The 19,980-nt window shown below is 66.9% G+C and carries 17 protein-coding genes; 9 read left to right on the forward strand and 8 right to left on the reverse strand.

Annotated elements, in window-relative coordinates:
• Positions 1 to 46: 46 nt before the first annotated feature.
• Both ACQY4Y_RS03825 and ACQY4Y_RS03830 read left to right on the forward strand, forming a co-directional pair.
• Positions 47 to 1,345 carry an MFS transporter gene (locus ACQY4Y_RS03825; RefSeq protein WP_428489231.1) on the forward strand — a complete coding sequence of 433 codons (1,299 nt, stop codon included), beginning with the start codon at positions 47 to 49 and terminating at the stop codon, positions 1,343 to 1,345.
• A 582-nt stretch (positions 1,346 to 1,927) separates the two neighbouring features.
• A complete protein-coding gene (locus ACQY4Y_RS03830) occupies positions 1,928 to 2,287 on the forward strand; it encodes a GxxExxY protein (RefSeq protein ID WP_428489232.1) in 360 nt (119 codons plus the stop codon).
• Here the strand turns inward: ACQY4Y_RS03830 and ACQY4Y_RS03835 are convergent.
• A complete protein-coding gene (locus tag ACQY4Y_RS03835) occupies positions 2,176 to 3,030 on the reverse strand; it encodes an alpha/beta hydrolase fold domain-containing protein (protein ID WP_428489233.1) in 855 nt (284 codons plus the stop codon). The genes ACQY4Y_RS03830 and ACQY4Y_RS03835 overlap by 112 nt on opposite strands.
• Positions 3,031 to 3,166: 136 nt before the next feature.
• Between ACQY4Y_RS03835 and ACQY4Y_RS03840 the strand changes: the two genes are divergently transcribed.
• The 3 genes from ACQY4Y_RS03840 to ACQY4Y_RS03850 all read left to right on the forward strand — a co-directional run bounded on the left by ACQY4Y_RS03840 (position 3,167) and on the right by ACQY4Y_RS03850 (position 7,820).
• Entirely contained in the window at positions 3,167 to 4,402 is a 1,236-nt protein-coding gene (locus ACQY4Y_RS03840; protein ID WP_428489234.1) for an MFS transporter, read from the forward strand.
• A gap of 117 nt (positions 4,403 to 4,519) precedes the next feature.
• Positions 4,520 to 6,700 (forward strand): HAD-IIIC family phosphatase, encoded by a 2,181-nt coding sequence (locus tag ACQY4Y_RS03845; protein WP_428489235.1) that lies wholly within the window; start codon positions 4,520 to 4,522, stop codon positions 6,698 to 6,700.
• On the forward strand, positions 6,693 to 7,820 hold the full coding sequence (locus ACQY4Y_RS03850; protein WP_428489236.1) for a 2OG-Fe(II) oxygenase family protein: 1,128 nt from the start codon (positions 6,693 to 6,695) through the stop codon (positions 7,818 to 7,820). Before ACQY4Y_RS03845 ends, ACQY4Y_RS03850 begins: the two co-directional genes overlap by 8 nt.
• Here the strand turns inward: ACQY4Y_RS03850 and ACQY4Y_RS03855 are convergent.
• Positions 7,801 to 8,715, reverse strand: a complete 915-nt coding sequence (locus ACQY4Y_RS03855) for an alpha/beta fold hydrolase (RefSeq protein WP_428489237.1) — start codon at positions 8,713 to 8,715, stop codon at positions 7,801 to 7,803. The two genes, ACQY4Y_RS03850 and ACQY4Y_RS03855, sit on opposite strands and share 20 nt — an antisense overlap.
• 174 nt (positions 8,716 to 8,889) lie before the next feature.
• On the opposite strand from ACQY4Y_RS03855, the gene ACQY4Y_RS03860 reads away from it, so the two are divergent.
• The 3 genes from ACQY4Y_RS03860 to ACQY4Y_RS03870 are packed head-to-tail and all read left to right on the forward strand — an operon-like array spanning position 8,890 to position 11,562.
• Positions 8,890 to 9,642: an SDR family NAD(P)-dependent oxidoreductase gene (locus ACQY4Y_RS03860; RefSeq protein ID WP_428489238.1), complete on the forward strand. Its 753-nt coding sequence runs from the start codon at positions 8,890 to 8,892 to the stop codon at positions 9,640 to 9,642.
• Complete coding sequence (locus ACQY4Y_RS03865) at positions 9,642 to 10,799, forward strand: CaiB/BaiF CoA transferase family protein (RefSeq protein ID WP_428489239.1); 1,158 nt, start codon at positions 9,642 to 9,644, stop codon at positions 10,797 to 10,799. The genes ACQY4Y_RS03860 and ACQY4Y_RS03865 overlap by 1 nt, the downstream gene beginning before the upstream one ends.
• Before the next feature lie 4 nt (positions 10,800 to 10,803).
• Entirely contained in the window at positions 10,804 to 11,562 is a 759-nt protein-coding gene (locus tag ACQY4Y_RS03870; RefSeq protein ID WP_428489241.1) for an SDR family oxidoreductase, read from the forward strand.
• Between the two features lie 83 nt (positions 11,563 to 11,645).
• Here ACQY4Y_RS03870 and ACQY4Y_RS03875 read toward each other — a convergent pair whose 3' ends face one another.
• Genes ACQY4Y_RS03875 through ACQY4Y_RS03885 form a run of 3 tightly spaced genes read right to left on the reverse strand, consistent with a single transcriptional unit; the run spans position 11,646 to position 13,822 of the window.
• Positions 11,646 to 11,846, reverse strand: a complete 201-nt coding sequence (locus tag ACQY4Y_RS03875) for a hypothetical protein (protein WP_428489242.1) — start codon at positions 11,844 to 11,846, stop codon at positions 11,646 to 11,648.
• A gap of 2 nt (positions 11,847 to 11,848) precedes the next feature.
• On the reverse strand, positions 11,849 to 12,814 hold the full coding sequence (locus tag ACQY4Y_RS03880; protein WP_428489243.1) for an MFS transporter: 966 nt from the start codon (positions 12,812 to 12,814) through the stop codon (positions 11,849 to 11,851).
• Positions 12,815 to 12,865: 51 nt separating this feature from the next.
• Positions 12,866 to 13,822, reverse strand: a complete 957-nt coding sequence (locus tag ACQY4Y_RS03885; protein ID WP_428489244.1) for an alpha/beta fold hydrolase — start codon at positions 13,820 to 13,822, stop codon at positions 12,866 to 12,868.
• 213 nt (positions 13,823 to 14,035) lie between these two features.
• On the opposite strand from ACQY4Y_RS03885, the gene ACQY4Y_RS03890 reads away from it, so the two are divergent.
• The gene (locus tag ACQY4Y_RS03890) at positions 14,036 to 15,205 is read left to right on the forward strand and encodes a M20 aminoacylase family protein (protein ID WP_428489245.1); all 1,170 of its coding nucleotides are present in this window, start codon (positions 14,036 to 14,038) and stop codon (positions 15,203 to 15,205) included.
• A 52-nt stretch (positions 15,206 to 15,257) separates the two neighbouring features.
• Here ACQY4Y_RS03890 and rpoD read toward each other — a convergent pair whose 3' ends face one another.
• From rpoD to ACQY4Y_RS03905, 3 genes are all read right to left on the reverse strand, one after another.
• Positions 15,258 to 17,198 (reverse strand): RNA polymerase sigma factor RpoD, encoded by a 1,941-nt coding sequence (gene rpoD, locus ACQY4Y_RS03895; RefSeq protein ID WP_428489246.1) that lies wholly within the window; start codon positions 17,196 to 17,198, stop codon positions 15,258 to 15,260.
• Between the two features lie 61 nt (positions 17,199 to 17,259).
• Positions 17,260 to 19,125, reverse strand: a complete 1,866-nt coding sequence (dnaG, locus tag ACQY4Y_RS03900; RefSeq protein ID WP_428489247.1) for a DNA primase — start codon at positions 19,123 to 19,125, stop codon at positions 17,260 to 17,262.
• Between the two features lie 35 nt (positions 19,126 to 19,160).
• A complete protein-coding gene (locus ACQY4Y_RS03905) occupies positions 19,161 to 19,619 on the reverse strand; it encodes a GatB/YqeY domain-containing protein (RefSeq protein WP_428489248.1) in 459 nt (152 codons plus the stop codon).
• Positions 19,620 to 19,980: the final 361 nt, after the last annotated feature.

Consider the following 19,980-nt stretch of genomic DNA (forward strand, 5'->3'; position numbering starts at 1 on the left):
AAGCCCTGTCGCCGCGCTGCTGATCGTCGGCCTCGGGACCCTGGTTGTGCCGCTGGATTCAGCGGTGAACATCGACTTTCCGGCGATCGTGGCGCGGTTCGCGCTGCCGATCCCGATGATCCAGTGGATCGTCATCAGCTACGTGCTGACCCAGACCGCGCTGATGCTGAGCTTCGGGCGGGTCGGCGACATGCTGGGTTACCGCCGGGTGTTCCTGTGCGGCACCGGCGTCAGCACCCTGGCCTTCGTCGGCTGCGCCCTGTCGCCGAGCTACGCCGTCCTGATCGCAGCCAGGGTGATGCAGGGCATCGGCGCCGGGCTGATCCTGTCGTGCGGCCCGGCGCTGGCAACCAGCCTGTTTCCCGAAGCGATGCGGACCCGAGTGCTGGCGCGCTACATGATGATGTTCGGCGTCGGCAGCGCGTTGGGGCCGGCGGTGTTCGGCTCGCTGGTCGAACGATTCGGCTGGAGCGCGGTGTTCAGCTTCCGGGCGCCGATCGCCGCGGCGGCGTTCCTGCTGGCGTGGCGGCTGCCCCGGCCGAACCGGGGCGAGCGGGAAAGCTTCGACGCGGCCGGCGGCGTACTGCTGGCGCTCGGGCTGAGCTTCATGCTGCTGACATTGAACCGGCTGCGCTCACCAGGGCCGCAGACGGCGGTCTTCGCCGTGCTGACCGTGACGCTGTTGCTGCTGTTTTATCGCCAGGAGCGTCGCGCGGCACGACCGATCATCGATTTCCGGCTGTTTCACAGCGTGGACTTCGCGGTGATCAACGTCAGCAACGTGCTGGTCAATCTGTCGGCGTTTTCCATCATGTTGCTGGCGCCGTTCTATCTGGCTCGCATCGACGGATTGTCGCTACCCGCGGCCGGGCTGATCCTGGCGGCCTCTCCGGCTGGCATCATCATGGCCGCGCCGATGGCGGCCCGCTTGGCACGGGACCATCCCGCAAGGCTGATCGCGCTGGTGGGGACAACGTTGAGTGGCGTCGGCCTGTGGGGAATTTCGCTGTCGGGGGACGTTCCCGACCTCGCGATCCTGGTGCTGTCGATGCTGGTTCAGGGCCTCGGCGTCGGACTGTTCCAGGTCGCCTATCTCGATATCGTCACGGCAACGATTCCGCTGCGCCAGCGTGGTGTGGCGGGGGCGCTTGGGATGGCGACCCGCAGCATCGGCACCGTCACCGGCGCCACGGTGCTGATGCTGGTGTTCCAGAGCCTGCAAAGCCGAGGCGCGGACAATTTCATGCCGGCGTTTCAGGTGACCTTCCGGATCGCCGCGGCAATTCCCGCGGCACTGGTTCTATTCGACCTGCGCCGAGGCCGCTGGTCCGCCCGCGGGGTTTAGCGCGCGATCGTCTGGGGGTGAACCAACCTCGGACGTCAATCGCCCTCTCGGAATCCTCAAGACGGTCCCGGGACGTATAGAAAACGACAGCACGCTGCCGATGAGACAGTTGAATATACCAGCGGCCCGACGGGCTGACTGGTATCCGCGGCGCGGGTTGCCGTGGCGGCTGCGCAGTCAATCGGATACCAGCGTCCCATCGCCAACCGATGAATGAAGTCCTCTGGCCGATATGTCCTCTGGCCGGTATGTCCTCTGGCCGATATGCCGCGGAAAGGCGCTGTCGAAGCCGGAAACCTGCTCTGTGGCGCTCCGTGGCCTCGATCTTTCTCCGTGTTAAAACCTTCGCGACGCCCGCACGCCGAGGCCGGGATGCGCCAGGAGGTCGTGTTTCGTCGTGCTCTGGGTGTGCGGGCGGGGGCGTGGCGGGTCAATTCGAGGCATATGGGCGAACGCGTTGCGACTTCGGCTTTTGTTGAGGTTTAGCACGGAGAAAGTGACGAGGACACGGAGTGCCACGGAGATCGATGGTGTTGCAGCATCGCGAGCTGACCAAGCGCATCATTGGGTTGGCGATCGAAGTTGCATCGCGGGGTCGGGCCTGGGCTGTTGGAACCGGTTTATGCTGCCTGTCTCGGCCTGGAACTGAACCGGGCGGGGATTGCGTTCGGGCGTCAGCTTGCGGTCCCGGTGATCGATAAGGGCATCCCGATCGGGCTGGGGTTTCGCGCCGAGGTCGTGGTTGAGGACGCGGTGATCGTCGAAGTCAAGCAGGTGCCGGCGCATGAGGCACCACCATCCGTCAAAAATCGTTTCGGATGCACCAAAACTCAAACCAGATGGCGTCGAAAGAAGCTGGCCGTCGGATCGCTCGACGCGGCACCCCCGCGGCTGGCGTTATCGATATACAGCAACTCCAGCGAACCACCCGCCCGGCGGTAGTTCTCGGCGAACCGCTCCGGTTCGTTGCCGTCGAAACTTCCGCGCGGGTCGCGGTAATCGTGCACCGGGTCCGGCCGGCCCTGAATCCACAACGCCGGAGGCAGCGCCGCCGGCTCGCCGCGCTCCAGGATCAGCATCGGGTTGCCCTCCTCCATCGCCGCCTCGGTCTTCCAGTACAGATCGTGCCGCCCAGGGATATCACCCACCCAGGCCGGCGGGTTGCCGGCGTCCCGCAGCCCCACCGCGTTGCGATAGCGCGACAACGGGTTGATCACCGGCCATTGCATCACCACCGCCTTGACCGAGGCATCCACCGCCGCCCCATCCGGTGAGGCCACGGCGGTATAGCGCGGATCCGCCGGCCGCATCGCCGCCAACATCGCCAGATGGCCGCCGCTGCTCTGCCCGGATAGCCCGATGGCGTCGGCGCGCAGGCCAAGCTTGCCGGCGTGCGCCTTGACCCAGCGGATGGCGTAGTTGATGTCGACCAGCGAGGACGGATAGCCGGCACCGGCATGGCGGAAATTGACCGCGGCGACGGCGAACCCGGCGCGCACCAGCACCAGGTCGCGCGGCTCGCAATCCTTCAGGTCCTGGTTGCACCAGGCACCGCCGTGCAGGTCGACGACCACGGGGAACGGGCCGGTTCCCAGCGGCATGAAAAGCCGCAGGCGTTGCGGGCCGTCGGTGTGCTCGATGTAGTTGAAGTCGGCGACGGTGTAGTCGAATGGCTGGCTGCTCATTGCACGTTTCCGTTGGTTGGTTGTTCGGCATGATCAGGCGCGGTCAGGAACAACGCCACGAACCGTCAGCGTCTGTGGGCCGCGTGCAGGCTCGCCGGCTGGTGTTCCGCCCCGACAGTAGGACCGACGGGCCAATTTGGACAACATCGGTCTGGACAACATCGCGACCGGTGGATTGTTTCGTCCCGCCATCAGCCGGATGCTGCGGCAAATGATGGCATCGCGATTCCGGCTGGGCGCCGTGCTCGGCGCCAACCAGACGCTGTCCTGGGGCATGACGTTCTATCTGCCGGCGATCGTTGCCGGTCCGGCGGCGGTCGAGCTCGGGCAGTCGGGGTTGCGCGTGCTGGGGGCATTTTCCTGGGCGCTGCTGGTGGCCGGAGCCTGCGCGCCCCGGGTCGGCAAATGGATCGACCGCAACGGCGGACGTGGAGCATTGCTTGCCAGCATCGTGGTGATCGCGGCGGGCCAGGCGGTGCTGGCCGCCACCCCCGATCTGGCGGTGTGGTATCTGGGCTGGACGATCATCGGCGTCGGCATGGCGCTGGGCCTCTACGATGCCGCGTTCGCCACGGTGGGCGGTTTGCTGGGCAATCAGGCGGGACCCAGCATCACCGGCATCACCCTGGTGGCCGGCTTCGCCAGCAGCGTGTTCTGGACGCTGGGGGCAACCCTGATCGGGGTGCTTGGCTGGCGCGGACTGTTGTTGGCGTATGCCGGCCTGATGCTGCTGGTCAATCTGCCGATGGTCTGGCTGCTGGTGCCCCCCGCCGCGCCTCGGCCGATCCAGCAAGCCGCGGCGGGCGGGGCGCCGAAGTCGGCGGCACAGCGCCGGGCGCTGGTGCTGCTGGCAGCGTTCTTCGCGTTGCGCTGGTTCATCACCTCGGCGATCGCGGTTCATGTCCTGTCGTTGCTGCAAGGCGTTCACCTGACCAAGCCACAAGCCGTGGCGGTGGCGGCGCTGATCGGGCCGGGACAGGTCGCCGGCAGGATCCTGGAATACCTCATCGGGCCGCGTATCGACCTGCTGGTCAAGGCCAGGATCGGGGCGCTGCTGTTTCCCCTCGGCGCGGCCTTGCTGCTGTTCGGTGGCCCGTGGGCAGCGACCGGATTCGCGGTGCTGTATGGTATGAGCAACGGGATCATGACGATCAATCGCGGCACCCTGCCGCTGGCACTGTTCGGAGCGGACGGTTACGCGCGCCTGCTGGGCTGGCTGGCGGTCCCGGTGTTGCTGGCCCAGGCGACGGCGCCGACGCTGACAGCGCCCCTGATCGCGGCGCTGCCGGCAGTGGATTGGTTTTTGCTGTGTGGCGCCGGCGCGGCGGTGGCGCTGCTTCTGCTGCTGCCGTTGCGGCTACCGCCGGGGTGAGCCGTTCTTTCCGGACGATACCGTTCTTCTGACGTTAGGGCTTTGCTAACCATTCGGTGCGATGGTGGCGGGTAGCAGTCAAAGCGGCTGGCGGTCCGGCGGCTACAGGAACAACAGATGTCCGACATGATCCTGCGCCGGTCCGGGTTTGTTCATCTACTCGATCTGGCCAGCGCCAGCGTGCTCGTGGTGCATGCGATCAGCCAGATGCGGATCACCGTCACCCATCAGGTCGCCGCCCTGATCCGCGCGTTCGATCAGCCCGTACGGCTTCAGGACGCGGTGCCGCGGCTTGCGGCGGAGCTTGACGCCGATGATGCGGCGGTGCGTGCCTGCGTGACTTTGCTGTTGAACCAGGGGGTTCTGACGCAGCAAGACGCCGAGGCGGAAACCGCCGAGTCGATCGAGCGACTGGCTCCGACCTATGGGCGCGATCCGACGACATTGCTCGACCAGTATCGCCGCGGCCTCATGGAGGGGGCGGATCCGTACTGGTCGGTGGCGGCGCCGCGCGCCCTCGGCGACCCGCAAGCATTCCGGCGCCGCGTCGATATCCTGCTGCTTGGCGACTGCGACGTGCAGATGGAAACCGACTTCCTGCGGCAGGAAGCCGCCCGGCGGGGCATCGACCTGCGCGTGGCGGCGTCGTTCGCCGCCGATACCGGGCTGGCGGCGGACCGCCAACATGATGCCATCCTGATCGGCACGCTGCAGGCGCGCCATGCGATCGTCGCCGGCGAGGCGGAGCATCATGGCGGCGATCCGACGCGCGTCTACATCGACGCGATCGAGGCAATGCTCAAGAAGCTGCGGCTGCACAGCCAGGCACCAATCCTGATCGACGGGCTGCCGGAGCCGACGGTTCAGCCGTTGGGTTTCGCCGACCGGGGCGTGCACAGCCACCGCAACCGGTTTCGGCGGACCAACCTGGCCCTGGCACAGCTTGCCGAGGATTGCCCGGATGTTCACCTGGTCGATGTGGCGGCTGAACTGGCGGCCGCGGGCGGTGCCAGCTTGCTGGACGACGGGCTGGTCTCGTTCACCCATTTCGGCTCGATGGGCTGGATGCTGCAGCGCCCGGACAGCGAATTGGCGGCGGTGCATCATCAGTTTCCTGACCGGGCGGCGCTGGCGAGGCATGTCGGCGGCGACCCGTACCGGCGCGAGTCGGTGATGGCGCGGGCGCACATGGATGCGATCGGCGTCGTGCTCGGGCTGGAGAAGAAGAAATGCGTCATCGTCGATCTCGATGGCGTGCTGTGGCCGGGTGTGCTGGCCGAGACCGGGGTGCCGTTCGCGTGGTCACCGGAAATCGGCGGCCCGAATTCCTTTGTCGGACTTTATTTCGGCATTCACGAGGCTCTGCGGATGCTGCTGCGGCGCGGCATCTTGCTGGCGTGCGTCAGCAAGAACGACGAAGCGACGGTGCGGGCGCTGTGGCGTTATGGCCAGCCCTATCCGCGGCACCGCCTGCTGTCGTTCGATCATTTCGTCACCACGCGGATCAACTGGAACGACAAAGCCGCCAACATCCGCTCGATCGCCGAGGAACTCGGGTTCCCGCTGGACGCCTTCATGTTCATCGACGACATGCCGCGGGAGCGGGAGCGGGTGCGGCAAAGCCTGCCCGGGGTGACGGTGCTGGGCGAGGATCTGTTCGCCCTGCGGCGGGCGCTGTTGACCGACCCGCGCCTGCAGCCGGTGCGGCTGACACAGGAAGGGTCGCAACGCAGCGCGCTGGTGAAGGCGCAGTTGAGCCGCTCGCGGCTGCGCGCCGCAGTGGCGGATGAAGCCGCGTTCATCGCGTCGCTGGAGGTTGCCTGCACGGTCGAGAGGCTGACCGCGGATTCGGATCCCGCGGTGCTTGAACGGGTGCGGGAACTACTTGCCCGCACGACTCAGTTCAACGCAACCGCAACGGTTTTTCCACAGGCGGAGCTGCGGCGGATCATCGCGGCGCAGGATGGGCGCCTGTTCATCCTGCGGATGTGTGACCGGCTGACGGATCACGGGCTGGTCGGAGCGGCGGTGATATTGGGCGATGCGATCCTGAACATCGTACTGAGCTGCCGGGTGATCGGGCTGGGCGGCGAGCGGGCGCTGTTGGCGGCGGTGACCGCCGAGGCCGCGCAGCATGGCCGGCGGCTGCTGGGACGGATCGTGCAGACCGATCGCAACATGCCGGTGCGAAATCTGTTTGCCGACAGCGGCTTCACCTCCTGCGACCGCGGGGTTTGGCTGATGCCGCCGCAACCATCATCCACCGAACCGATGCTGGAGTCCGCGGCCGATGCATGACGATCCAGCTAACCTGGCGATCGGCGACCGGGCGCCGTCGTGCTACGGCGTTTCCTCGGGGCGGCGGTTCTACTCGTTCGAGGAGCAATATGGCCGCCCCGCCCTGCTTCTGCTGATCGGCGCCGAGGCCGGTGCGGCAACGCAGCCGGTGGTGGAAGGTCTGCTGGACTGCAGCGAGGCGTTTGCCGCGCGAAACGCCGACGTTTATCTGATCGTCAACGACAATCCGGCCGCGGTGCTCAGGCCGCGGCCGGCTTGCGCTTCGATCCGAGCGATTGACTGCGGCGACTTTCTGGCGCGCTGCGGGGTGGAGCGGCACCAGGGGCTGTTGCTGCTGTTGGACCGCAACCTGCGGATCGCGATGCGGTCATCCCCCTCTTTGGAGCATGTGCGAGCCTGCCTCGGTTGCCTCCAGGCGCTGCCCCAGGAAGTGTCTCGCGCTGTCGCCATGCCGGCGCCGGCGATCGTTCTGCCGAACCTGGTCGCGCCGGCGCTTTGCCGGCAACTGATCGCGCTGTTCGAATCCAGCCCGACGATCGACGGCGAAGTGGCGCGCATCGATGCCAAGGGTCAGGTGTGCAGCGTTGTCGACCACGCCAAGAAGCACCGGCGCGACATGATGATCGAGCCGGGCACGGCGCTGCACCAGCACCTGAAGCAGGCCCTGCTCGACCGTTGCGCGCCGGAGATCGCCCGGGCATTCCAGGCGCGGGTGAGGCATATCGACCGGATCCTGTTGTCCCGCTACGACGATAGCGGCGGCTGGTTCCGCCGCCACCGTGACAATGTGGCGGACAATGTGGCGTTCCGGGAATTCGCGCTTTCGTTGAACTTGAACACCGGGGCCTACCAGGGCGGCGACTTGATGTTTCCCGAGTTCAACGACCACCGTCATGCGCCGCCGGCCGGTGGCGGGATCATCTTCTCGGCCTCGGTGCTGCACGAAGCGGCCCCGGTGACCCGTGGCAGCCGCTATGTGCTGCTGACCTTCTTCCATGGCGACGCGGCCGAGGCGCGGCGGCTTGCACATGACGCGGCGGCACGACCGGCGCTGGGCAGTGATCGAGGCGAGGCGGGTCGGGCGGCGTTGCCGGACGCGGTTACCCCAGCATTCGCATGAAGGTCTGCATGGCGGGGATGACGATTTCCGGGGCATCCTCCTGGATATAGTGGCCGGCGCCGGGCACCTGGATAACCGGGGCGGCGGGCCATATCCCCACGAAGTCGGCCAGCGCCAGGGCGGGCGGGATCGCTCGGTCCAGCATGCCCTCGATCATGATGGCCGGCTTCGACCGCAGCGCCGGCACCCCAGCCGCGCCCTCGCGCACGAAGTCGCGAATCCGGCCGAGCGCGAGGTCCAACGGGAACTCGATCGCGCCCTTGCAATCGGCCGGTGTCGGGAACGCGGCCCCGTACGCCCGGATGAACGTCGGATCGACACGGTCCAGCCGCTGCAGCCCGATGATCTGCATCACCGAAAGAATGGTCGACCCAAGCTGGGACAGCACCGCCTCGGTCCGCCCGGTGGGAACACCGTCCCGGATCCAGCGGAACCAGGGCGTTTCCAGCGGGTTCGGCAGGTCGCGCCGCCCCGCCGTTCCATAGCCGACGACAGTGTTCATCAGCACCAGGCTGTGGACGCGGTCGGGATGGCGCACCGCGTAGCCGACCCCGATCGGACCACCCCAGTCCTGCATCACCAGGGTGATGTCGCGAAGATCGAGCGCCTCGATCAAGCTGGTCAGGTTATCCACGTGGCCGCGCAGGGTATACTCACGCTCGGGCGGGGTGGCGGATTTGCCGAAACCCATATGGTCGGGAACGATCACCCGATGGGTCGCGGCCAGCGGGGGGATGAAGCGGCGCCAGATATAGCCCCAGGTCGGCTGGCCGTGCAGCAGCAGGACAGGCCGTCCCGCGCCTTCATCGACGTAGTGCTGGCGAAACCCGGCCGCGGCCGAAAAATGCGGCCGGAACGGCCAGGTCGCGTCGAAATCCTCGTCTGCTGGTATCATCGCCCGCTGCCTCCGTTGCTGCTGAAGCAAACCACCCCTCGGTCCCCGAATCGACGGTTCCAAGGGGCGTCGCCCCTTGGCGGGTCCAGGGCAGCGCCCTGGCCTGGCTTCGCCGAATCTGGCACGACCAAGACGGATACTGTAACCTTCTCGCGTGAACACAGGGGGGAGAGGATGGGCCATCTGGACGGCAAGGTCATCATCGTGACCGGCGCAAGTCGTGGGATCGGCGCGGCGGCCGCGGCCGAGCTTGCCTCCGCCGGCGCCACCGTGGTGCTGACCGCGCGCGACGGCCGGCAAACCGAACAGGTCGCGCAAGCGATCGGCGCAGCAGCGTCGGCGCGAGCGTGTGATGTCTCGAACTACGCCGCCTTCGCCGGCTTGGTGGCGGAAACCAAGGCCCGGTTCGGCCGGCTGGACGGCCTGATCAACAACGCCGGAGTGATCGACCCGATAGTCCCGGTCGCCGAAAGCGATCCCACACTTTGGGCGCGCGACATCGAGATCAACCTGATCGGCGCCTACCACGCGATCCGAGCGGTGCTGCCCGGGATGCTGGCGGCGGGCAGCGGCAGCATCGTCAACCTGTCCTCGGGGGCGGCAGTGAAGCCGCAACTGGGCTGGAGCGCCTATTGCAGCGCCAAGGCCGGGCTGCACATGCTGACAAGGGCGGTGGCGCTGGAAACCGAGGCAACCGGCGTGCGGGTGTTCGGCTTCCAGCCAGGCACCACCGACACCGACATGCAGGTGCGGATCCGCGCCTCCGGCATCAACCCGATCAGTCAGATCCCGCGCCAGAACCTGACCCCCGTTGCCCACCCCGCGGCGGCTATCGTCTACCTCTGCACAGACGCCGCCGACGACCTGAACGGGCAGGAATTCAGCCTGCGCGACGATGCCTTCCGCGCTCGGCTGGGGCTGGCCTGATGGCGGGGCCGCTGGCCGGCATCAAGGTCATCGAGATCGGCCAGGCGCTGGCCGGTCCGCTGGCGGGGGTGATCCTGGCGGACATGGGCGCCGAAGTGATCAAGCTGGAAAAACCCGACGGCGGCGATGACGCACGACTGTGGGGACCGCCGTTCGTCGATGGCGACTCGGTCAGTTTCCACAGCAACAACCGCGGCAAGCAGTCGGTCACGCTGGATATCAAAAGCGCCGCCGACGTCGCCACGCTGAAGCGGCTGGTGCTGGACGCTGATATCCTGATCCAGAACTTGCGGCCTGGCATCGTCGATGCCTGCGGCATCGGACCCGACGCGCTGATGGCGGTCAATCCGCGACTGATCTACTGCTCGATCTGGGCGTTCGGCCATAGCGGGCCACTGCGGCTGGCACCGGGATTCGATCCATTACTACAGTGTTACGGCGCGGTGGTGACGCTGACCGGCAGGCCGGACGATCCGCCGACCTTCTGCGCGCCGGCGATCAACGATACCGCAACCGGTATGTGGTGCGTCATCGGCGCGCTGGCGGCGCTGCGGCGGCGCGACCGCACCGGCGCCGGCTGTGTGGTCGATGCCTCGTTGTTCGAAAGCGCGGTGGCCTGGGTGCAAGGCCCGCTGAACACCTACAACCTGACCGGTGACCCGCCGAAACGCCACGGCGCGGCAAGCGCGACGCTGGCGCCGTATCAGATCTTCCAGACCGCCGACCACCCGATCTGCATCGCCGCCGGCAACGACCGGCTGTTCGTCAAGCTGGCCCGCGCCATGGGCCACCCGCAATGGTGCCAACACCCCCTGCTCGCCAACGGCCGCCAGCGCTCGGCCAACCGCCAGGCGGTGGTGGACGCGATGCAGCCGGTGCTGCTGACCCAGACGCGGCAGGAATGGATGGGGATCATCGGCGAGGCAGGAGTGCCGTGCGCCCCGGTCAACGACATCGCCGACCTGGCGGCCAGCGAGCAGTTGCAGGCGATGGACATGATGCGGACGCTGCCCGGAAGCGAGCTCAGCATCGTCGGCCTGCCCATCATGTTCGATCGGCAACGGCCCTATCCCAGCAGCGATTCGCCGAAATTGGGCGAACACAACGACCAGGTACTGGGCCGGCTCCGGTCCGAAGAACCCAATCGGAAGGATTGAAATCATGACCAATCTCGCGGGCAAGATCGCCTGGGTCACCGGCGCCGGCTCCGGCATCGGCGAGGCGGCGGCCCTGTCGCTGGCCGAGGCCGGCGCGACGGTGGTGCTGACCGGCCGACGACGCGAACCGCTGGAGGACGTCGCCCGGCGGATCAGCCTGGGCGGCGCCGCGCACGTGCAGCCGGCGGACCTGACCGACGCCGCGCAGGTGCAGCGTGTGGGCGAGCAGATCCGCACCAGCCTCGGGCGGCTGGACATCCTGGTCAACAACGCCGGGGTCAACATCGTCGAGCGGCATTGGGCGCAGTTGACACCAGACCGCATCGACACGCTGCTGCAAGGTAATCTGGCCGGCGCGCTGTACTGCGTGACCGTGGCGCTGCCATTCATGCGCGAGCAAAAGGACGGCCTGATAATCCACACCGCCTCGATGGCCGGGCGGTTCATCGGCGGCCTGAGCGGGCCGATCTACACCATCGCCAAGCACGGCATCGTCGCCATGAGCCATGGCCTGAACATGGCCGAATGCATCCACGGCATTCGCTCCACGGTGTTCCTGCCGGGCGAGGTGGCGACGCCGATCCTGGACAAACGGCCCACCCCGGTGCCCCCCGAGGTGCGCGCCCGGATGGTTCAACCGGCCGAGTGCGGCGACCTGATCCGCTACATCGCCGGTCTGCCCAGCCACGTGGTGATGAACGAGGTGCATCTGTCACCAACCTGGAACCGGGGTTATGTCGCGGCACTGGAACGGGGACTGTAGCGTCGTCACCCCTCGGCGGGGATCGCCTGGGCCGCCAGCTATCGTCAACCCTCGGCGGGGATCGCCTGGGCCGCCAGCTATCGTCAACCCTCGGCCGGAATCGCCCAGACCGCCAGCGCGCCAAGCCCCGCGGCGATGCCGGCGGCGGCGAATGTCGCCGCGACCGAATGGATGACCAGGCCTCCGGCGATCACCGACCCCAGCGGAAAACCGGCGACGTTCAGGCTGATCGAAACCGCCATCACCCGACCCAGTTCGGCCGGCCCGGTGCGCCGCTGACGCAAGGTCAGCAGGCCGACGTCAACCGCACCGGCAACCAGGCGCCTGCCAGCGGCAGGCCGAGCAGCAGACCGGTCAGGCCGAACAGGGCGGCCAGTGGGCAGGCCGCCAGCGCGGTGGCGATCATGCCAGCTGCCATCACCGCGCGCTCCCGCCCGGCGGTCCGTAGGTGCCCTGCCAGCAGAGCACCTATGCCGCCCCCGAACCCGGCGACCGCCCACAGCAACCCGGCGCCCAGATCGCGCGCCGCGGTCGGCAGATGGGCGGCCAGGGTAACCGGGACCGCGATCAGCAACATGCCCCACGCGACCTGGTAAAGCCCGTAGGATATCGCCAGCCCGCGCAGCGTCGGCGAACCGATGACCGCATGCAGTCCCTGCACGGCCTGGCGGAGCAGCGAACCGGCAGCCGGCGCCGGGCGCGGCATCAAGCGGATGGGAATGATGCAGATCGCGGCGGCGGTGTAGCTGGCGGCGATCGTTGCCAACGCGGTTCGCGGGCCGGCGAACCCCACCAGCAGTCCAGCCAGGGCCGGGCCGCAGACCTCGGCGATCGCCGCGATTGCGGTATCCAGTGCGTTCACCCGATCCAGCGCGTAGCGCGGTACCAGACGCGGCAGCAACGTGCGAACCCCGGCCACGCTCAGCGGACTGCTCAGCGAGAACAGCGCAACCAGGACGAACAAGGTGGCGCCCCGGGCAGCGGACAAGTCGGCGATGATCATCACGGCGACCAACGCGGCGCTCGCGGCCATATCGACGGCGATTGACCGGACCGGGCCGATCCGATCCAGCAGGGCGCCAGCGACCGGGCTGATCACCACGCCCGGAGCCACGGCGGCAAGTGCCAGCCAACCGGCCAACCCCGGGGAGGCAAAGCGGGTCAGCGCGTAGAGCACGATGGTCAGCGTGAACATCGCGCCGCCAAGTCGTGACAACAGCGTCGCTGTCAGCAACGCAGGCAGATCGGGCAACTTCCGCAGGTCCCGGTAGCTGCCTGAATTCCCGGTCACCGCGCGGTTGGGTCAGCCGGGGGCGTGTTCTTGCAAGAACCCGCTCAGCGCGGCAATGAAACCCTTGGTGTTCTGGCCATGCACGTTATGGCCGCAGTCGGGCACGGTGACCAGGCCGCCCCGAGGCAGCGCCGCGGCGAAGCGGTCCGCCGCGTCAGGCGCCAGGATGGTGGAATTGGCGCCGCGCACCAGCAGCACCGGCAGGTCGAAACGCTCGGCGTCCTGCAACGAGATATTCTCCAGCGGGCCGCTGCCGCGCGCGATGTTCAGCCGCCGCGGATTGGAATCGCACTTGCTGATGAACTTGCCGTCGGCGCGCCGCAGCATGTTGTATTTCACCGTGCGCTCGATGTGCTCGCGCGGACGATACGGATCGTATTTGCGGACGTTGCTGACGAAGTGCTCCAGGTCGTCGAACTCCTGGTTGACCTGGACGAAGCCGGCAATCGCCGCGCGCCCCTTGTCCGACAGTTCCGGACCGACATCGACGATCACCGCCGCGCGCAGCAGGGCCGCATTGCGCCGGATCAGCAGCATTGCGTTGCGCCCGCCCATCGAGTGGCCGATCAACACCGGGCGCTGCAGGTCCATTCCCGCGATGAAAGCCTCGGCGTCGAGCGACATCTCGTGGTTCGAATACAGCACGTCGCGCGCCCACTCACTGTCGCCGTGGCCGCGCTGGTCCAGTGCCAGCACGCGGTAGCGCTGCGCCAGATGCAGGCTGACCAGGTCCCACGAATGCGCCGACTGGTGTCCACCGTGCAGCAGCACGATCGGCGGGGCATCGGGACGGCCCCACTCCAGGAAGTGAAAGCGCATCTGCCGCAACACGACGTTACATGATCGATACGGTACCTCCGGGGCATGTGGGATGCCAAGGTCGGAGGCGCTGGCCAGCAGGCTGCGAAACTCGTCGGACCCGGTCATGTCCAATGGCGCCGATTCGTGGGCAAAGGTGTTGAGATACATGCCGCGCCTCGTGTTGTGCCGGTGCGCAACAACAGCCCGCGGGAAGCGACAAGGCAAGTCCCGCCATTCCAGTGGTCCGATCCCGCCGGAAGCATCCCATGCGGTCGGGTGAATCGGCCCACAAAGTCAACAGCCAGGGGTTCAAATCAGGCGACACGATCCGTCTGACTCGAACCCCTGGCGTCTTGCTTCAAACCCCGGCAGGATATTCCCATGTTCCAGTCCGCGCTCGACCGCATTCGGCTTTACCAGCAGGAATTGGCCGCCATCCGGCGCGACATTCACGCTCATCCCGAGCTCGGCATGGAAGAGCATCGCACCGCCGATCTGGTGGCGCGCAGGCTGCAAGATTGGGGGATCGAGGTGCATCGCGGCGTCGGCAACACCGGCGTGGTCGGGGTGCTGCGCAACGGCAACGGGCAAGCCGCGATCGGGCTGCGGGCGGACATGGACGCGCTGCCGATCCAAGAGGCCACCGGGCTGGCCCATGCCAGCCAGACGCCCGGCCTGATGCATGCCTGCGGTCACGACGGCCACACCACGATGCTGCTGGGCGCGGCGAAATACCTGGCCGAAACCCGAGCCTTCCACGGCACCGTCAACTTCATCTTCCAACCCGCCGAAGAGGGCCGCGGCGGCGCTCTGGCGATGCTGAAGGACGGCCTGTTCCAGCGCTTCCCGTGCGACGCCATCTTCGGTCTGCACAACCGCCCCGGAATGGCGGTCGGCCATTTCGCCACCAGTCCGGGGGTCCGCTACGCCGGCGCCGCCTTCTTCGATATCACCATCACCGGCCAGGGTGCGCACGGCGCCCGCCCGCAGCAGAGCATCGATCCGGTCAACGTCGCCTGCCTGCTTGGCTCCGCGCTGCAATCGATCGTTTCACGCAATGTCTCGGCCCAGGACGCCGCCGTGCTGAGTATCACCCGCATCCACTCCGGCGACGCCTACAATGTGATCCCGCACGCGGCGTCGCTGGGCGGCACGGTGCGGACAATGACGCCCGAGGTGACCGCCATGGTCGAGCAGAACATGAAGCGCCTCTCCAGCAGCATCGCCGCCGGCTTCGGCGCCGACGCGGCAGTCGACTTCCGCCCGCTGTTCGCCCCGCTGGTCAACGATCGGGCCGAATCGTTGGTGTATGCCGATTGCGCCGCTGAACTGGCCGGCGAGGCCAACCTGCGGCGCGACGAACCGCCATCGATGGCGTCAGAGGATTTCGGCGCAATGATGGACGTGGTGCCGGGGGCGCACATGCTGCTGGGCAACGGCGACAGCGCCGAGGTGCACAATCACCGCTATGATTTCAACGACGACGCGATCCCTTACGGCGCCGCGCTGTTCGCGGCGATCATCGAAAAGAAGCTGGCACGGGGGATGTGAATACGGGGCGCGTCGGGTTCGGGGCGCCTCGCGGATACAAAGCCGACCGGCATCAATCGTCCAGAAAACTCCGCAACTTCCGGCTCCGGCTCGGATGCTTCAGTTTGCGCAGCGCCTTGGCCTCGATCTGGCGAATCCGCTCGCGCGTCACATTGAACTGCTGCCCGACCTCTTCCAGCGTATGGTCGGTGTTCATGCCGATCCCAAACCGCATCCGCAGCACCCGCTCCTCCCGCGGCGTCAGCGAAGACAGCACCCGCGTCGTCGCCTCCCGAAGGTTCGCCTGGATCGCCGCGTCCAGCGGGATCACCGCCGCCTTGTCCTCGATGAAGTCGCCCAAATGCGAATCTTCCTCGTCACCGATCGGGGTCTCCAGGCTGATCGGCTCCTTGGCGATCTTCAGCACTTTGCGGACTTTCTCCAGCGGCATGCCGAGTTTGTCGGCCAACTCTTCCGGAGCAGGCTCGCGGCCGATTTCGTGCAGCATTTGCCGCGAGGTCCGCACCAGCTTGTTGATCGTCTCGATCATGTGCACCGGAATCCGGATGGTGCGCGCCTGATCGGCGATCGACCGGGTGATCGCCTGGCGGATCCACCACGTCGCATAGGTGCTGAACTTGTAGCCGCGGCGGTACTCGAACTTGTCCACCGCCTTCATCAGGCCGATGTTGCCCTCCTGGATCAGATCCAGGAACTGCAGGCCGCGATTGGTGTATTTCTTGGCGATCGAGATCACCAGCCGCAGGTTGGCCTCGATCATCTCCTTCTTGGCCCTGGCGCTGTCGCGTTCGCCGCGCGACACCGTCATGTAGACCCGGCGGAACTCGGCGATCGGCAGGCTGGCATCGGTGGCCACCGCCGAGATCTGGCCGCGCAACTTGGCGATGTCGTCGGGGTGCTTCACCACGAACACCTTCCAACCCTTGCCGGGCATGTGCCCGACCCGGTCTAGCCAGTTCGGATCGAGTTCGGCGCCGCGGTAGTGCTTCAGGAAATCCTCGCGGTTGACCTTGCAGCCTTCGGCCATGCGCATCAGCTGGCCTTCCAGCGTGGTCAGCCGCTGGTTCAGCAGCTTGAGCTGGCTGACCAGTTCCTCGATGCGGTTGTTGTGCAGCCGTACCTGGCCGACCTTCTCGACCAGCTCCTCGCGGATCTTCTCGTAGCCTTTCTCCGACCGCGTGCTCATTTCCTCGCCGCTGGTGATGGTCTCCAGCCGGCGGTGCTGCATCTTGTGCAGCTTCTTGTACAGATTCTCGATCTCCTCGAAGTTCGCCAGCACCTCGGGCTTCAGCTTCTCCTCCAGCGCCGAAAGCGACATGCTGGGGCCGCCGTCCTCGTCGTCATCGATGTCGTCGTTGGCGGCAAAACTCTCAGCCCCGGCCGCCGAGGCCCCGTCAACGGTGTCCGCGGCCGGCGCCCCGGCCCCATCGGTCGCCTCCAGATCGACGATATCACGCATCAGCATGCGCCCGGCCTTGAGCTGGTCGTGCCAGGTGATGATCGCGCCAAACGTCAGCGGACTCTCGCACAGCCCGTTGATCATCATGTCACGCCCGGCCTCGATCCGCTTGGCGATGGCGATCTCGCCCTCGCGCGACAACAGCTCGACGCTGCCCATCTCGCGCAGATACATCCGCACCGGGTCGTCGGTGCGCCCGAGGCTCGCCTCATCGACGTTGCCGGTCTGCTCCTCTTCCTCGGCTTCCTCGGCCTTTTCAGCTTTGGCGGCAGGCAGCTCGCCTTCCTCGTTCTCCTCGCTCTCGACGACCTGGATGCCCATCTCGGAGAAATTGGCCATCACGTCTTCGATCTGTTCGGAGCTGTTCTGATCCGGCGGCAGGATCGCATTCAGCTCGTCAAAAGTTACGTAGCCACGCTCCTTGCCCTTGGCGATCAGTCGCTTGACGCCGGCCGCGGTCACATCCAGCAAGGTTGTTTCGGCATCCTGCTCCGCCGTGGCGGTATCGCCGGCGACCATGGGTTTCGTGGCCATTGTTCAGGGCACTCCTTCGTCCGACGCAGCATGGCTTGCGGGCGCCATCACTCCATCCTGTTCATACATCTACGGTTTCGACCCCGTCCGGTTCACCGCTGCGGATCTTATTGAACGCCTCACTCAGCGCCAGCAGCCGGCGCTGGGTGTCAGGGGTCAGGTTGCGCGCGGCGTCTGCTTCAGCCAAAGCCACCTCCTCGCGCAAATGTTCCACGTTTAGAAAGCCAAAAATATGCCACCAGCCAGCCTCCGCTTCGGCTGGCATCGCCTCGGCGGACGCACAGGCAGGCAGTGGCATGGCGGCGCCGACCAGGACATGCTGCACGTCCTGCTCAAATCCCGATTTCGTGAGGTGGTCCGTCAACCCCGCGGAGTCAAGGGTTTCGCTGGACGCGGCCCACTCTTCGATGGCCTCGCGCAACTTCGCCAACGCCGGCTGCATCGGCAGCGCGGCGTAGGCCTGGGTGACGTCGTTCAGCAGAAACGGGTGGCGCAACAGGATGGCGGTCAGGATCCGCGCCCGTTCGCCGGCGGCGTGGTCCTGACGCAGCAGCGGCCGGGGCGCCCGCGGGCGGTCGACGCCGCGCCGTTGCCAAGGCTCCCCGCCACCGCGACCAGACCCACCGCGACCGGACCCACCGCGACCGGAGCCACCGCGACCGGACCCACCGCGGAACCGGCTGGCCTTGAAGCGCGCCAGCACGGCATCGCGATATTCCCAGCCCAGCGATTTGTTGCCGATGCGCCCGCACGCCTCGATCAGGCGGGACCGCAGAGCCGCACGTTGTTCGGGGGTGGCGTCGCCGGCGTCATCGCGGACCATATCATACAGCGTGTCGGACGCTGACCGCGCGGCATCGAGCACCGCCTGCAACGCCGGAGCGCGACCCTTGCGCAACACACTGTCGGGGTCCTCGCCGGCCGGCAGGGTGGCAAAGCGCAGCATCCGTTCCGGCGTCAGCATCGGCAGCGCCAGTTCCATGGCGCGCGAGGCGGCGCGCAGGCCGGCGGTGTCGCCATCGAAGCACAGCAGCGGACAGGGCGACAAACGCCACAATTCGTCCAACTGCTCTGCGGTCAAGGCCGTGCCCAGGGGCGCGACGGCAGCGGTGAATCCGGCCTGCGCGGCGGCGATGACGTCCATATACCCTTCCACCACAATCAGCGTTGCGCCACTGCGTACGGCGTCCCGAGCCAGGCTGAGCCCATAAAGGCTGCGGCGCTTGGAAAACACCGCGGTTTCCGGCCCGTTGAGGTATTTCGGCTGTCCGCTGCCCAGGATTCGGCCGCCGAAGCTGATGATGGACCCACGGCGATCCAGGATCGGAAACATTACACGCTGGGAGAACAATTCGAAACTGCGATCGGTTTCCTCATCGCTGCGAATCAATCCCGCCTCGATCAGTTGCGCGTGATCGACGCCTTCCCGCCGCAACTCGGCGCCCAGCGCGCCGCGATCGCCCGCCCAGCCGAGGCCGAAGCGGGCAATCGTCGCCTCGGTCAGGCCGCGGCCCAGCAGGTAGTCCCGGGCAGCGCGACCTTCAGGAAGCGCCAGCCTGCGCTGGTAATGGGCGCGCACCGCGTCGAGCACGGCGACGGTGTCGAGGCGGCGGCGTTCGGCTTCGATCGCCCCTGGAGCGGCTTGCGGAACGTCAACTCCGGCCTCGGCGGCGAGTTGGCCGATCGCTTCGATGAACGCCACGCCCTGGGTCTGCATGATAAAGCTGATGGCATCGCCGTGCGCGCCGCAGCCAAAGCAATGATAGCCGTCGTCGTAAACGTAGAAGCTGGGCGACTTTTCATTATGGAACGGACAGCAACCCTTCCACTGCTTGCCCGACCGAACCAGCCGCACCCGCCGCCCGATCAGCCCGGGCAATGGGGTGCGACTGCGAAGCTCATCGAGGAAGCTGGCGGGAAGCGCCATTGGCGATATTGTTGCCTATCGATTATGTTGCCGGATTATGTTGACAGCCGGGCTTTGACCACTGCGCCGGCCTTGGCCATATCCAGGCTGGCAGCGTGCCGCGCCTTTAGAACCGCCATCACCTTGCCCATGTCCTTGATCCCGCCCGCGCCGGTTGCCTCTATGGCTTCGGCCACCGCGCGCTGCATCCCCGCCTCATTCATCTGGTCCGGCAGGAAGCTTTCGATCACCGCGATCTCGGCTTCCTCCTTGGTGGCAAGTTCGGGACGATGCCCCTGGCGATACAGCACCACCGATTCGCGACGCGATTTCACCATGCCGCGCAGCATGGCGACGATCTCCTCGTCGGGCACCTGCGCGATGCCCTTCGGACGCGCCGCGATGTCGGTGTCCTTCAACTTCGCCATCATCATGCGCAAGGTCGAGGTCCGCGCCGAGGTGCCGGCTTTCATCGACAGCTTCATCTGCTCGGCGAACGATTCTCGCAGGGTCATGGCAGCACTCCGGGGCGAACGGTTGTCGCTATACTACAGGCTGCCCCCAGACGTCAGGCATCCGCACGTCAGGCACCCGCGCCCGATCGCCGTAAGCGCCGCTGGAGAAGTTCGCCACAATTCGCGCCGGACCTATGGGATCAGCCGGCCACGAAAAACAAAAAGCCAGCGTCGCGAGGCTGATGTTGGCCCGATAGGCCGAACTTCGGACTTGCGGCACTGCGCCCGGCCTCGGCCCTCCCCCCGTTCGTCCGGGGGCCCGGCGGCTCACCACGCTCGCGGCCGCCCGAACGCCTCCCAGTCGGCGTGGCCGCGCCGCTCGGCGAGGTGGCTGGCCGTCCGCAGCGCAGCCCCCTTCTCC

This window comes from Rhodopila sp. (assembly GCF_965277165.1).
In the GTDB taxonomy this organism is placed as follows: Bacteria; Pseudomonadota; Alphaproteobacteria; order Acetobacterales; family Acetobacteraceae; genus Rhodopila.